17 protein-coding genes are annotated in these 12526 nt (G+C 60.5%); 14 read left to right on the top strand and 3 right to left on the bottom strand.

Annotation, left to right across the window (positions count from 1 at the left end):
* Window positions 1-44: 44 nt before the first annotated feature.
* The 4 genes from K6T64_RS07580 (at window position 45) to K6T64_RS07565 (ending at window position 2961) form a co-directional block, all read left to right on the top strand.
* The gene (locus K6T64_RS07580) at window positions 45-824 is read left to right on the top strand and encodes an SDR family oxidoreductase (RefSeq protein WP_288009351.1); all 780 of its coding nucleotides are present in this window, start codon (window positions 45-47) and stop codon (window positions 822-824) included.
* 27 nt (window positions 825-851) lie between these two features.
* Entirely contained in the window at window positions 852-1016 is a 165-nt protein-coding gene (locus K6T64_RS07575; RefSeq protein WP_157935387.1) for a hypothetical protein, read from the top strand.
* Between the two features lie 87 nt (window positions 1017-1103).
* Window positions 1104-2393: a homocysteine synthase gene (locus K6T64_RS07570; protein ID WP_170085267.1), complete on the top strand. Its 1290-nt coding sequence runs from the start codon at window positions 1104-1106 to the stop codon at window positions 2391-2393.
* A gap of 199 nt (window positions 2394-2592) precedes the next feature.
* Window positions 2593-2961, top strand: coding sequence for a hypothetical protein (locus K6T64_RS07565; protein ID WP_100667249.1), 369 nt, complete (start codon window positions 2593-2595; stop codon window positions 2959-2961).
* 30 nt (window positions 2962-2991) lie between these two features.
* Here the strand turns inward: K6T64_RS07565 and K6T64_RS07560 are convergent, their stop codons facing one another.
* Window positions 2992-3522, bottom strand: a complete 531-nt coding sequence (locus K6T64_RS07560; protein WP_170085268.1) for an MgtC/SapB family protein — start codon at window positions 3520-3522, stop codon at window positions 2992-2994.
* 130 nt (window positions 3523-3652) lie between these two features.
* On the bottom strand, window positions 3653-5278 hold the full coding sequence (locus K6T64_RS07555) for an ABC transporter substrate-binding protein (protein WP_288009347.1): 1626 nt from the start codon (window positions 5276-5278) through the stop codon (window positions 3653-3655).
* Window positions 5279-5529: 251 nt separating this feature from the next.
* Here K6T64_RS07555 and K6T64_RS07550 point away from each other — a divergent pair, with 251 nt between their 5' ends.
* The gene (locus K6T64_RS07550; protein WP_157935388.1) at window positions 5530-5703 is read left to right on the top strand and encodes a hypothetical protein; all 174 of its coding nucleotides are present in this window, start codon (window positions 5530-5532) and stop codon (window positions 5701-5703) included.
* Window positions 5704-5746: 43 nt separating this feature from the next.
* Here K6T64_RS07550 and K6T64_RS07545 read toward each other — a convergent pair whose 3' ends face one another.
* The gene (locus K6T64_RS07545; RefSeq protein ID WP_170085270.1) at window positions 5747-6034 is read right to left on the bottom strand and encodes an iron-sulfur cluster biosynthesis family protein; all 288 of its coding nucleotides are present in this window, start codon (window positions 6032-6034) and stop codon (window positions 5747-5749) included.
* A gap of 252 nt (window positions 6035-6286) precedes the next feature.
* Between K6T64_RS07545 and rpsU the strand changes: the two genes are divergently transcribed.
* The 9 genes from rpsU to K6T64_RS07500 form a co-directional block, all read left to right on the top strand.
* On the top strand, window positions 6287-6466 hold the full coding sequence (rpsU, locus tag K6T64_RS07540; RefSeq protein WP_013074815.1) for a 30S ribosomal protein S21: 180 nt from the start codon (window positions 6287-6289) through the stop codon (window positions 6464-6466).
* 58 nt (window positions 6467-6524) lie between these two features.
* The gene (locus tag K6T64_RS07535) at window positions 6525-6971 is read left to right on the top strand and encodes a GatB/YqeY domain-containing protein (protein WP_100667252.1); all 447 of its coding nucleotides are present in this window, start codon (window positions 6525-6527) and stop codon (window positions 6969-6971) included.
* A gap of 115 nt (window positions 6972-7086) precedes the next feature.
* On the top strand, window positions 7087-7953 hold the full coding sequence (locus tag K6T64_RS07530; RefSeq protein WP_100667253.1) for a lipoate--protein ligase family protein: 867 nt from the start codon (window positions 7087-7089) through the stop codon (window positions 7951-7953).
* A 136-nt stretch (window positions 7954-8089) separates the two neighbouring features.
* The gene (locus tag K6T64_RS07525) at window positions 8090-8608 is read left to right on the top strand and encodes an NfeD family protein (protein WP_100667254.1); all 519 of its coding nucleotides are present in this window, start codon (window positions 8090-8092) and stop codon (window positions 8606-8608) included.
* A 20-nt stretch (window positions 8609-8628) separates the two neighbouring features.
* Window positions 8629-9636 (top strand): flotillin-like protein FloA, encoded by a 1008-nt coding sequence (gene floA, locus K6T64_RS07520; protein ID WP_100667255.1) that lies wholly within the window; start codon window positions 8629-8631, stop codon window positions 9634-9636.
* On the top strand, window positions 9633-10148 hold the full coding sequence (locus tag K6T64_RS07515; protein ID WP_288009342.1) for a hypothetical protein: 516 nt from the start codon (window positions 9633-9635) through the stop codon (window positions 10146-10148). Before floA ends, K6T64_RS07515 begins: the two co-directional genes overlap by 4 nt.
* Window positions 10149-10253: 105 nt before the next feature.
* Window positions 10254-10550 (top strand): YabP/YqfC family sporulation protein, encoded by a 297-nt coding sequence (locus tag K6T64_RS07510; RefSeq protein ID WP_100667257.1) that lies wholly within the window; start codon window positions 10254-10256, stop codon window positions 10548-10550.
* Window positions 10547-11749 carry a sporulation protein YqfD gene (locus tag K6T64_RS07505; RefSeq protein WP_100667258.1) on the top strand — a complete coding sequence of 401 codons (1203 nt, stop codon included), beginning with the start codon at window positions 10547-10549 and terminating at the stop codon, window positions 11747-11749. The genes K6T64_RS07510 and K6T64_RS07505 overlap by 4 nt, the downstream gene beginning before the upstream one ends.
* Window positions 11750-11765: 16 nt before the next feature.
* Window positions 11766-12526: PhoH family protein (locus K6T64_RS07500; protein ID WP_288009339.1), on the top strand; the 761-nt coding region annotated here is incomplete at its 3' end.

Genomic DNA, 12526 nt, shown 5'->3' with positions numbered 1-12526 from the left:
CGAGGTGGCAACAAAAACGGGATGAATCGAGAGGAGTGGCGGACATGGACGGACGGAAAGTGGCGATTGTGACGGCAGCCAGCAAGGGGCTGGGGCGGGCGGTGGCGTTGGAGTTGGCCCAGGCGGGTAACGATCTCGTCATCGCCAGCCGGGATGCACAAAGAATCGAAGAGACCGCCCGGTGGATTCGAGAGCGGTCTGATGTGGAAGTCATCCCCGTCCAAGCGGATGTAACCTCTGCCGGTGACATCGAGAAGGTGGTCCGCACGGCGGCGGATCGGTGGGGCCGGGTGGATATCCTCATCAATAACGCGGGGGGGCCGCCGGCCGGGACTTTCGAGCAATTCGATGACAAGGCCTGGTATGCCGCCGTGGATTTGAACCTGATGAGTGTTGTGCGGGCCACCCGCCTGGTGATTCCGTACATGAGGATCCAGGGCGGGGGGAGAATCATCAACCTTACCTCCACATCCGTGAAACAGCCCATCCCGAACCTCGTCCTTTCCAACACCGTCCGGGCCGCAGTGGCGGGGTTGACGAAGACGTTGTCCATCGAGCTGGCCCCTTATAACATTTTGGTCAATAACGTTGCGCCGGGGCGCATCGAAACGGATCGGGTCCGGGAGTTGGACCGGATCACTGCTGAGAAGACCGGAGAGCCCGTGGACGAGGTCCGCAAGAGATGGGAAGGTCAAATCCCGCTGGGCCGGTACGGCACCCCGGAAGAGTTTGCAAAAGTGGTCGCGTTTCTTTGTTCCCCGGCGGCGAGCTATCTGACCGGTTTGACCATTTCCGTTGACGGCGGATTGACGAAAAGTCTGTGATCAACAATGCGAAAGGAGGACGGGTCCATGAATCGGATCCAGTACCGCGGCCGATGGTACACCTTTCCTGAGGCCATAGAGGCTGGTGTGGTGGGGCCGACCCGTCACAAGAAGGAGGAGGAGTCGGAGCCGAAAAAAAAGCGCCCGGGCAAGAACCTTCTTCTCCGAATCCGGCGCCCGCGGGACGAGTGATTTGACAGATATAGAAGACGTCCATTATAATCTCCGTAATCCGATTAATCTACTCTAGAATGAGCCGAGAGACAGGAGGACACGGGAGTGACGGAGAAACAGAAGGGGTTTGAAACCTTGGCTTTGCACGCCGGCCAGACGGTGGACCCGGCGACGCGTTCCCGGGCAGTGCCGATTTATCAGACGACCAGCTATGTGTTTCGGGACACGGAGCACGCGGCGAACCTGTTCGCGTTAAAGGAGCCTGGGAACATCTATACGCGCATCATGAACCCCACCCAGGACGTATTTGAGCAACGCATGGCGGCTTTGGAAGGCGGGGTGGGGGCGTTGGCCACGGCCTCCGGGCAGGCGGCCATCACCCTGGCCCTCCTCAATATCGCCGGAGCCGGGGACGAGATTGTTTCATCGTCCTATCTGTACGGGGGGACCTTTAATCTTTTTCATCATACCTTGAGGCGGCTGGGCATCGACGTGAAATTCGTCGATCCCGGAGATCCGGAGGCGTTTCGCCGGGCGGCCACTCCGCGGACAAAGGCTTTTTACGCCGAGATCATCGGCAACCCCAAGATCGACATCCTCGATATCGAAGCGGTGGCCCAGGTGGCCCGGGAGGTCGGGGTGCCCTTGATCATCGACAACACCTTTGCCACGCCTTATCTGCACCGACCTCTGGAGCACGGGGCGGATATTGTGATTCACAGCGCCACGAAGTTTATCGGCGGCCATGGGACCTCCATCGGCGGAGTCATCGTGGACGGCGGGCGCTTCGATTGGAAGGCTTCGGGGAAATATCCCGGACTGGTGGAGCCCGATCCGAGTTATCACGGCGTGAGTTATGTGGAAGCCGTGGGGCCTGCTGCGTTCATCGTCAAGGCTCGGGTGCAGTTGTTGCGCGACATGGGACCCGCCCTGTCGCCTTTTAACGCCTTTTTGTTTTTGCAAGGACTGGAGACCCTGTCTCTCCGGATGGAACGCCATTCTCAAAACGCCCTGGGGGTCGCCCAGTTCTTGGAATCCCATCCTAATGTCCGCTGGGTGAATTACCCGGGTTTGGAATCAAGTCCTTATGCGGCGTTGGCCCGGAAGTACCTGCCGAAGGGGCAGGGGGCGATTCTGACCTTTGGCATTGATGGGGGAGTCGAGACCGGGCGGAAGTTTATCGAAAGCCTGCAGTTATTCTCTCACTTGGCGAATGTGGGCGATGCGAAATCCCTTGTGATTCACCCCGCCAGCACCACCCACCAACAACAGACTGAGGAAGAACAGCGGGCATCCGGGGTCACTCCGGAGATGATCCGGCTTTCTGTCGGACTGGAAACCTTAGAGGACATCCTGGAAGATCTCGATCAGGCTTTGCGCAAAGCGGTGCGCTGACGGCGGGCCGTCGGTCCAAAGTTGCACCCTCCTCCTTGGCCGCTCTTTTTACCGAGGTTCCTCTTTGTCGAGGGCCTCGGTTTTTGTCAATTTTTTTCTGAGTAGGACGACGACTTTTGACAGGATTCCCAAAGGAGATTTTACGGCGAGTGGCGAAACCACGAATAGACAATCATTCGTCCCAAGGAGGGTGGTCGGAGTGGCCCAACGGGGTTCCGTCGATTTAAAATTGGGATCAATTTCTCTGGTATACGTGGGAGCCCGGGTTTCCCGAGGTCTGGCCGAACGGTTTCATCGCAGGTGCGAAGAATTGGATTGCTCAACTCAGGAGACCCTCGTGGCACTTATCGAAGCCTTTATCGAGGGAGCCGGGGAGCCAGAAGATCAAACCTTGTCGAGCGGTTTTCCCCCTACGGGCGATCGGTGGACTCCCGTACCGCCGCCCGAACGGGAACAGTGGCCAAACGAAGAAGACGTCTGGGCATTTTGGAAGGATATGCAGCGGACGGCAGGAGAAGAAGTGCGGGAGCCCCGGTTGCCTTTTGTGATCACTCCGTTTCAGAACTAGCTCCTGGAGGCCGAGGGCGGACGATTGGTCTTACAGGTCGTCCGCCCCCTTGTCGCCAGACTCCTCTCGGTTCATCTCCTCCAGGCGCCGGAACAGCGGGAAGTTCGGGAACAGATCGTGAAACCGGAGAATGATGTAGACGAGGACCGCCGCGAACAGGCCTGTAAAGTACAGCCCGGCTCCGATCAGCAGGCCGATGGCGGCGGCCACCCACAACCCGGCGGCAGTGGTGAGTCCTCGCACCATACCACTGGGATCCTTTAGAATCGTACCGGCGCCGAGAAACCCGATTCCGGTGACGACTTGGGCCGCCACCCGGCCGGGATCCACTCCCCCTCCGGAGGTGGCGGCAAATCCGTAGGTACTGGCCAGGGCGTACAGGCAGCTGCCGAAGGTGACCAGGGAATAGGTTCGAAAGCCCGCCCCTTTTCCGTGCTCGCTCCGCACGTGCAACTCCCGTTCCGCTCCGATGATGGCGCCGGCCACAAAGGCGATGAGCAGTCGCAGGACCATGGGGCCGATGACCGCGGCCTCCCGGGACAACTCCTGCAGAAGATCCATCTCCGTCACCTCCCCGGATTGATCATCAAGGGGACGGGCCGCCGCGGGCAAGGAGAGAAGATGTCGATCGGTGCCGGTGATTTCCCCTGTTCTGGGAAGGGGTGTCGAATTCCGCCGCCGCCGAGTCAGTTTATGGCGTCACCGCTCGCCCGGGGTTCACCCCTAACTGTTCAAGATACCGGAACAATACTACGGGTGCCGGATCTGCTTTCTCGACATTGACAATGGTGCGGCGCACGGCCAGAAAGCCCTCCGGGTATACCAAGGGGATCACGGGAACGTCATCTCGAATGCTTTGATCGATCTGTCGGTACAAGGAGAGCCGCGCCCCTTGATCCGAAGTTTCCCGGGCCTGGGTAAACCATTTGTCCACTTGGGGATTGTCGTACTCTTGAAAATTGTATTCCCCGTGTGTCGTCAACAGATCCGCAAAGGCGTCCGGATCCGGACCCAGCCAATAGGTGTTCAGCGCCAGGTCAAAATTTTTTTCCGGGGCATCCAGAGTTTGATAAAAGGCCGTTCGATCGACCCCTTTGGGTTGAATTTGGATGCCCACCTCAGCCGCCTGGTCTGCTAACATCTGGGCGATCTTGTCTGTCGTGCGGTCAGAGATGTACAGCAGTTGAAAGCTCAGGACCTTTCCGTCTTTGACCCGCCAGCCGGAGCTGTTGGTCACGTAGCCCGCTTCGTCTAAGATTTTTTTTGCAGCGGCGGGGTTTGGCGCCGGAGGTGTTCGATTGTCGTGGGCCCAGTTTCCGGGTGGAAAAAGGGAATCGGCGGGCGACGCCAATCCCGGACCTCCAAAGGCTTTGTCCGCGATGGCAGATCGATCGATCGACAGGGCCAGGGCTTTTCGTACGGCGTGGTCCGCCAGGTATGACCCCCGCTGGTGCACCAACAGGGTCATCACCGATTCACTGGAATAGTGGACCAGGTCCGGTTTGTCCGCGGACGCGTCTTGTTGAATCTTCAAGACGTCGGCCGGAGTCGGGACAAACACGTCGATCGATTTGCTGGCAAAGGCGGACCGCTGGTTTGATTCCGGCACAATCCGATAGGTCAATTGGTCGACGCCGGGCCGGCCCGCGAAATATCCATCGAAACGTTTCAACTGGATGTTTTGCCCGCGGTTCCATTGCACGAAGGAGAAGGGCCCGCTTCCAATGGGGTGGTCGCTAAAACGCGAATCTTTGACATTCCCGTTGGGAAACGCGTGTTCGGGAAGAATGCCGACGGTAAGCGCGTTGACAAACCCCGCCGAAGGATGGGGTAAACGGATCTCCAGGGTTTGTTCGTCCAACTGGCGCATTTCCGGAGGTTCCCCGTCGACGAGGAACAGCGGTCGATAAGGGGATTGCACCTGAGATTGGAGAATCGCCCGGTATGTGAATAAAACGTCGGCGGCGGTGACCGGTTCGCCGTCGTGCCATGTGGCCCCGGGTCGCAAATGAATGGTGTAGGTGGTGCCATCCGGGCTCACCGTCACGCGGTCGGCCAACTCCGGCCGGGGGACGCCGTCCGGGCCTTCAGCTTCCACACTGTCGAACAACGCGTGAATCACCGCCAGAGACGAACGGTCTTCGGCGAAAATCGGGTTGAGGGTCTGAGGTTCAGACGGGATGCCGACGGTGATTTCCGTGGGTGGGGGAGGGGGAGGGGTGACCGGCTTTCCCAACATGCCGCAACCCGCGGTGAGCAAGGCGACGGCCCCCACCAAGGTCAACCGGACCCGTTTCCCGAGCGGTTTTCGCAACATCCTGCCGTGCTCCTTTCCGTACCCGAACCATACGCACCATAAAAACGGGCAAAATTCCGCAAGTCGCTCTTATGATAGCAGAAAATCGGACAGGCGTGCACCCGACCGAAAAAGCCCACGTGGTCGGTGGATGTTTCCCCCGGGCGGCGGTGAAAAAGCGAGGCTTGGAGAGATTGCCGGAACTTGGAGTGGCCGGGTATAATACAAGATGGACATCTGGGGAACGCCATTGCCAGAAAGGGGTAGCTGACATGGTACTGTCCGGGATTTTCTTTGTCATCATGGCTTTGTTTGCGCTCAAGGCCCTGATCGGGAGTATTCGCGATAAAGGTTGGGGCCGCACCACGTATTTGGGTCTTTCCTTCATCGGCCTCGCTATTGCTGCCTTTATTAATTTTTCCGCGGCGGCCGGGGCCGGTCAGTGAGGGGGTGGGGTGCAGTGACGACAGACTGCACCCCGCAAGTTGACTAACAACTGGAGCCGAAACTGTCCGGATGGCGAAACGTCAGGTCGTCCTCTTCGGCGGAGTAATCCACCACCAGTTCATCGAGAAAGGTGGCTGAAAAGGGGTCGGCCAGGATCGTCAATTCCGATGCCGTGATCTCCGTGTCCCCGGGGCGGGGATCGTCGAGGCTGAGGATGAACCTGGGTCCTCCACAACCGGGAATGACTTGCAGACGAACGCCGTGCCAGGGTCTTTCTTCAGCCCGGGCGAGGTCGAGGATGTACCGGCGTGCTTCTGGGCTTACGGTCATGGATGTCACCTCGGATTGTCCGTTGTCGAAGTTGATTCTATGATACCACGTTCCACGGATGGGCAGGATCCGCAGGATGGCCCCATCATTCCCTCTCTTACCGGCGCTGAATGGGAATAACTGGAAACTCCTCGTTGACACGGTGAAAAAGCTTCGATTATAATGATTTTAATGGACGGGTGCTTACCGGGATAGGTACGCCTTGTGCCTCTCGTGATCGTCACGGGATGTTAGGCGGAGGGAGGGAATCAGGTGTCGGAGATTCGGGTTCGGAAGAACGAGTCCCTCGATAGCGCGTTGCGCCGCTTCAAACGAGCGACGGCCAAAGATGGTATTCTGGCCGAGGTCAAGAAGCGCAAACACTACGAGAAGCCGAGCGTGGCCCGGAAGAAAAAGTCGGAGGCGGCCCGGAAGAAACGCCGCAAGTACTGATGGCGGTAGAACGGGCATCGGCCGGCGGGGACCGGTGATGGAAAGGGGCTCTTAAGCGTTGAACGTGCAAGACCGGCTCACAGACGATATGAAACGGGCGATGAAGGAAAAGGATAAGATTCGCTTGTCTGTGATTCGCATGGTGCGTACGGCCTTGAAGAACGAGGAGATCGAACGGCAGCGCCCGTTAACTGAGGAAGAGACGATCCAAGTGTTGCAGCGCGAGCGAAAGCAGCGGCGCGAATCCCTCCAGGCCGCGCAACAGGCGGGGCGTACCGATTTAGAGGCACAGGCGCAGCGAGAGATCGCCATCCTCGAAGAGTATCTCCCCACTCCTTTGTCAGAAGAGGAACTTCGCGGACTTGTCGAGGAAACCATCGCAGAAGTTGGGGCGAAGGGGAAGGCGGATTTGGGCCGGGTGATGGCCGCACTGATGCCAAAAGTCAAGGGCCGCGCCGACGGGAAAGCGGTCAATGCTTTGGTCCAGGAATCGCTTAGATCGTGAAGGGGTCGAATGAAAAGCCCTGCACAAGCCGTGCAGGGCTTTTTTGGGGTTTTTACCCCTGCGCCCGCGGGTGCCGGGCGCAGGGGCCACGATGTGCAGGGGTGGGGGAGGCGGCGTGAAACAGGTGGAATGGGACGACACCTTGTGGAGCCGGTGGCCGACGTGGCGGCTTGTGGTGGAGGAGCAGCCGGGGACTATCGAGGAAAAAGTTGCCCGAGACCAGGCGGTGGGCCGGAAGGTCGCGGCGGGGGGGCCGCCCACTTTCCGACTCTGGGTCAACGACCCGTGCCTCGTGGTCAGCCGCCGGGATATTGTACAAGGATTGCGCCGGGGGGGTGATCCGCCCCGGGAAGTGGACGGCCTGCCGATACGGGTTCGGTCCAGCGGGGGCACGGCGGTGCCCCACGGGCCCGGCGCCCTGCAGTTTTCCCTGGTGATTCCCCGGGTGGATCGCGTGGGGATAGAGGAAGTGTATCGGGCGTTGTGCCGCCCGGTGCAGGGGGTACTAAGTCAACGGGGGTGGCGAGCCGAGTTTGGGCACGTGGCGGGTGCATTTTGCGACGGTGCCCATAATTTGGTGGTGAACGGGCGGAAAATCGCCGGGACGTCTCAAAGCTGGAAGGGTGGGTTGGCGGTTCCGGGCTCCCGCAACCGGGGGTACATCCTGGCTCACGGGACCTTGTGGGTGCGCGTGGATCCGGAGCAAGCGGCGGATTGGTTGAACGATTTTTACGAGCGGACCACCGGGGAGCGCCCGATTCGGGCCCGGTCTTCCACGTCCTTGCACCTGTTGCCAGGCGGGGAGGGCCTGGATGTCAGGCAGGTGATCGCTGAAACGGCGAATCTCTTGGAGAGTACCATGGGTCCACAGGTGAAGCTGGAGAGGGTCCGCGCTCTCACCGACGAAGAAATCTCCTGGGGGAGAGAAGGGGCTTCGGAGACCGACCCGAGACGATTGGCTTACGGGATGGATCGGCCGTAATCGGGCGGGCGCGGGGCAGGCAAACGCCTCGGCCGGGGAAGAGGCGCCTTTTCCGACGTTTTTTGGGTGAAAAAGGTGATCGTTTTTGTGAACGGATGTATGCTATACTACGAGCGCCAGGCGAGGGGGTGAGCCTATGGACTGGCAGGGATGGGTCAGTTTGATTCTACTCGGTGCCGGCATTGTACTGCTCGCCTTGGAAATGGCCATTGTCAGTTTCGGCATCCTGGGCACCCTGGGGGTGTTGGCCGTGGGGGCTTCGGTGGTCATGGCCCTGGCCGGCGCCCGCTACGGTCTCGCGTCCCTGGGAATCGGGGCGCTCTTGGCCGTTGCTGTTGTCATCGCGCTTTTACGCTATTATGGCAAACGGGGGTTGTGGAACCGGATCGTTTTGGGAGACCGTCAGGAGAGCCGGGAGGGATATGTGCCCACCCGGGATCTCAGTTATCTTCTCGGGAAAACCGGCACGGCGGTGACGCCCCTTCGACCTGCGGGAATCGCGGAATTTGGCGAGGAGCGCGTGGATGTGGTGACAGAAGGCGAGTTTATCGAGCGGGGAGAGGAAGTTCAGGTGGCAGAGGTGGAAGGGCCCAGAGTCGTGGTGAGGCGCGTCCCGGCTTTTCGAACGGGATCGTTTGTAGACCACCATTTTTAACGAAAGTGGGGATCGGCTGAATGAACGCCGCGTGGATCGGTCTCGCGCTGATCGTACTCGTCATCATCGCCTTTTTTGCAGTCCTGTTTACCTTTGTGCCGGTGATGTTGTGGATTTCCGCATGGGCCGCCGGGGTCAGGGTGGGGATCTTTACGCTGGTCGGCATGCGGTTGCGCCGGGTCATTCCTTCTCGCATCGTGAATCCCTTGATCAAGGCGACAAAGGCCGGACTGAATCTTACGACGAATCAACTCGAAAGCCATTATCTCGCCGGCGGTAACGTGGACCGGGTGGTCAACGCCCTCATTGCGGCAGAGCGGGCCAACATCGCCCTCGGGTTTGCCCGGGCGGCGGCCATCGACCTGGCTGGACGGGATGTGCTCCAGGCCGTCCAAATGAGCGTCAACCCCCGGGTGATCGAAACGCCCATCGTGTCGGCGGTGGCCAAAGACGGCATTGAACTGAAAGTAAAAGCCCGGGTGACCGTGCGGGCCAACATAGACCGGTTGGTGGGCGGCGCCGGGGAGGAGACGATTCTCGCCCGGGTGGGGGAAGGGATTGTGACGACCATCGGTTCCGCCACTTCCCATAAGGACGTGCTGGAGAATCCGGACAAGATTTCGCGCACGGTGCTGGACAAAGGATTAGATGCCGGTACGGCGTTTGAGATTCTCTCCATCGACATCGCCGATGTCGACATCGGGAAAAATGTCGGCGCCCAGCTGCAAACGGACCAGGCGGAAGCGGATAAGCAGATTGCCCAGGCCAAGGCCGAGGAGCGCCGGGCGATGGCGGTGGCCCGGGAGCAGGAGATGCGGGCGTACGTTGAGGAGATGCGGGCGAAGGTGGTGGAGGCCGAATCCGAGGTGCCCCGGGCCATGGCCGAGGCGTTGCGGGAGGGCAAGCTCGGGGTCATGGATTACATGCAGATGCAGAACATCGTGGCAGATACTCGGATGCGGGAATCCATTGCGAAATCTCCACCGCGTGATCTCCCGGGGCCCTTGTCGGGAGGGGAAACGAAGTGAACGGGGAGAAGCTGCCCGAAGACGTGTCGGCGTGGGACTGGCTCTTCGGGGGCCAGGGGAAGGCAAGTTCGGATCAGGAAGGAAGCTCGGGCCAGGAAGGAAGCCTGGGGATGGAAGGAACCGAGGGGCTCCCGGGGAAGGAAGGATCCTCTGGCCAGGAGGGTTCCGGGTGGGAGGGGAAACGGAAAACACGAAGGGAGGAGGGCCCGGGGTTTTCAGACCCGTGGAAGCTTCCCGGGGGCGAACCCCAGGTGCGCAAAGACGAGGCGCGGCCTGAGCCCGATCTGCAACCCGTCCAGTGGGAATCGCCCGTGGTGGTTGTGCCTGGACCGGCACCGGCGGAAGACCCAACCGTTCCTAGGTACCAACGGGGGATATCTCCGGTTGGCGCGCCGGTGATTCGAAGGGATGATCGCGGGGAAGAACACCGGGAAAGTTGGCGCCGGGCGGTGGCGGCGGCGGTGATTCTGGGGCCGCCCAAGGCGGCCCGGGGTCGATTCCGCCCTTGGTGAACGTGTTATTTGTCTGACGGAGGTGCCCAGGATCCAGAAGTCGGCCAAGTTCGGGTCTAGGCGGGTCGACAAACGCATACAGGTCTACCAAAGGAGGGGTGACCTGTGGGCGCGCGGGGGCGTTTCTGGAAATCCTGGGCAACCGAAAAATTGCAGCTGCCAGAGGATGTGATTTGGGACCATCCTCGGGTGGATTGGGTCCCCGGCGGCCTGTTGCGGCTGGACAACCACGGCCGCATTGTTTCTTTCCGGGAGGACGCCCTGGTGGTGGAGTTCGGCGATGCCGAACTGCAGGTTGCCGGAGCGAATCTGGTGCTGGTTCGCCTCTCGCCGGATCACTGCGTGATTCAAGGGCACGTGACCGACCTTTCGTACCGGGCGCGAAAGGGGCGAGAGGGATGAATATACACGGGCTGTCGTGGTTTGAGTTGGAGCTTTGGGGCTTGACCGATGCCCGGGAGTTGGACCGGGCGGTCCGGGAGGGGGCGCGGCTGGAAGAGGTACACTGGGTTGACAAGGATCGCTTGCGCCTTCGCACCGATTGGCAGGGCATTCGGATTATCCGGCAGGTATACCGCGGACAGCGGGTCGGGATGCGGGTGAGCCGCTACGGAGGCTGGTTGCCGTGGCGGAGATTTGTCCGCCGGCGCCCGTTCTGGATTGCCGGATTCGGGATGTTCGTGGCCGGCCTCTACGTGCTCAGCTCGTTGATTTGGACGGTACAGGTCACGGGAACGGATCGGGTGGAACCGGAAGAGGTGTTGGCGAAAGCCCGGGAGATAGGACTCGTCCCCGGGGCGTGGAGGCCCTCCCGGATGGAAATCGACCGCTTGCAAGGCCAGTTACTCGATTTGTTACCCGATGCGGGATGGGTGGGGTTACACCTGTCCGGTACCCGGGTGACCATCGAGGTGATGGAGCGGATCAAACCGAAGAAAGACGAGGTTCAGCCCCAGGGGCCTCAAGCAGTGGTGGCGGGAAAACCCGGGGTGGTGGAGTCGGTCCTCGCCCGGCGGGGAATTTCTCTCGTGCAGCGGGGGCAGGCGGTGGCCCCGGGGACGGTGGTCATCTCCGGCCAAATGCCTGACGGAACCCTTGTGGCGGCCGAGGGCAAGGTCAATGCCCACGTTTGGTACACCTCGGACATCGTCGTCCCGCTCCAAGGCCGGCAGTTGGGCTTTACCGGGGAAAAGGTGAGGCGCACGTACATCACCCTGGGATCCTGGGCCATTCCGGTGTGGGGGGCCGCTCACATTCCTTTTGCGTCCTATGAAGAACGATCGGTGGATGAACCGCTGAAGGTGGCGGGGCGGACCTGGCCCCTGGGGCTGCGCAAGGTCGACTATCTGGAGGCCGCCGGCCACAGTTGGATGATTGCCCAGCAGGAGGCGGTACAGCGGGGGCTGGCCGCGGTGCGGGCGGACCTTTTGGCCCGGGCAAAACCGGGCGCCCGGGTGCAGGAACAAAAGATTTTGCACCAGGAGTGGAAGAATGGTAATCTATATATGACTGTTTGGACAGATGTGGTCGAAGATATCGGGGTGGCCCGGCCGATGGCCGCCCCGACGCCGGGGTCGCCGGAGCCGATTTCGCCGAATTAGGGAGTGAACGTGGCGTTTGACCAAACAAAGCGCCTTGCGGAAGATCAGCCTACAGGATAACCGTGAAGCGGCGTTATTGTTCGGAGTTCACGATGCGCATCTTCGCCGCATCGAGGAACAATTTCCGGCCAAGATCGTGGCGCGCGGCGGGGATATTGTCATCAGCGGGGACGCCCGGGATGTACAAACCTTGGAGCGCCTCTTTTCCGTTTTGTTGCAACTGGTGCGCAAAGGCCATATTCTGACCGAGCCCGACGTGGGTTACGCCATCGAGATGGCCCGGGAGGGCCGGCCGGAGTCGTTGTTGGATTTGTACGGGGAAGCGCTCGGGGTCAGCGCAAAGGGGAAGTCCATCCGGGCGAAAACATTTGGGCAGCGCGCTTATATTGAGGCGATTCGCAAGCGGGATATCGTGTTTGCCATCGGCCCGGCGGGGACGGGAAAAACGTACCTGGCCGTGGTGATGGCGGTGCAGGCGTTGCGCCGGGGGGATGTCCAGCGGATCGTGCTGACCCGGCCGGCGGTGGAGGCGGGGGAAAACCTCGGGTTTTTGCCGGGGGATCTTCAGGACAAGGTCGACCCGTATCTTCGCCCGCTTTACGATGCCCTGTACGACGTATTCGGTGCTGATCAGGTTCATAAGGCGCTGGAGCGAGGCATGATCGAGATCGCTCCCCTTGCCTATATGAGGGGCCGCACGTTGGAAGAGTCTTTCGTGATCTTGGACGAAGCGCAAAACGCCACCGGAGAGCAGATGAAGATGTTCTTAACCCGGCT

The organism is Kyrpidia sp., from assembly GCF_023512215.1.
Lineage (GTDB): Bacteria > Bacillota > Bacilli > Kyrpidiales > Kyrpidiaceae > Kyrpidia > Kyrpidia spormannii.
The sequence above is the reverse complement of the archived record's forward strand: the minus strand, read 5'-3'. Positions and strand labels throughout refer to the sequence as shown.

Bases quoted from the DNA above. Each gene is read 5' to 3' on its own strand.
- K6T64_RS07580 (WP_288009351.1), top strand. From the start codon at position 45: ATGGACGGACGGAAAGTGGCGATTGTGACGGCAGCCAGCAAGGGGCTG.
- K6T64_RS07575 (WP_157935387.1), top strand. From the start codon at position 852: ATGAATCGGATCCAGTACCGCGGCCGATGGTACACCTTTCCTGAGGCC.
- K6T64_RS07560 (WP_170085268.1), bottom strand. From the start codon at position 3,522: ATGGATCTTCTGCAGGAGTTGTCCCGGGAGGCCGCGGTCATCGGCCCC.
- K6T64_RS07555 (WP_288009347.1), bottom strand. From the start codon at position 5,278: ATGTTGCGAAAACCGCTCGGGAAACGGGTCCGGTTGACCTTGGTGGGG.
- K6T64_RS07550 (WP_157935388.1), top strand. From the start codon at position 5,530: ATGGTACTGTCCGGGATTTTCTTTGTCATCATGGCTTTGTTTGCGCTC.
- K6T64_RS07545 (WP_170085270.1), bottom strand. From the start codon at position 6,034: ATGACCGTAAGCCCAGAAGCACGCCGGTACATCCTCGACCTCGCCCGG.
- K6T64_RS07525 (WP_100667254.1), top strand. From the start codon at position 8,090: ATGGACTGGCAGGGATGGGTCAGTTTGATTCTACTCGGTGCCGGCATT.
- floA (WP_100667255.1), top strand. From the start codon at position 8,629: ATGAACGCCGCGTGGATCGGTCTCGCGCTGATCGTACTCGTCATCATC.
- K6T64_RS07505 (WP_100667258.1), top strand. From the start codon at position 10,547: ATGAATATACACGGGCTGTCGTGGTTTGAGTTGGAGCTTTGGGGCTTG.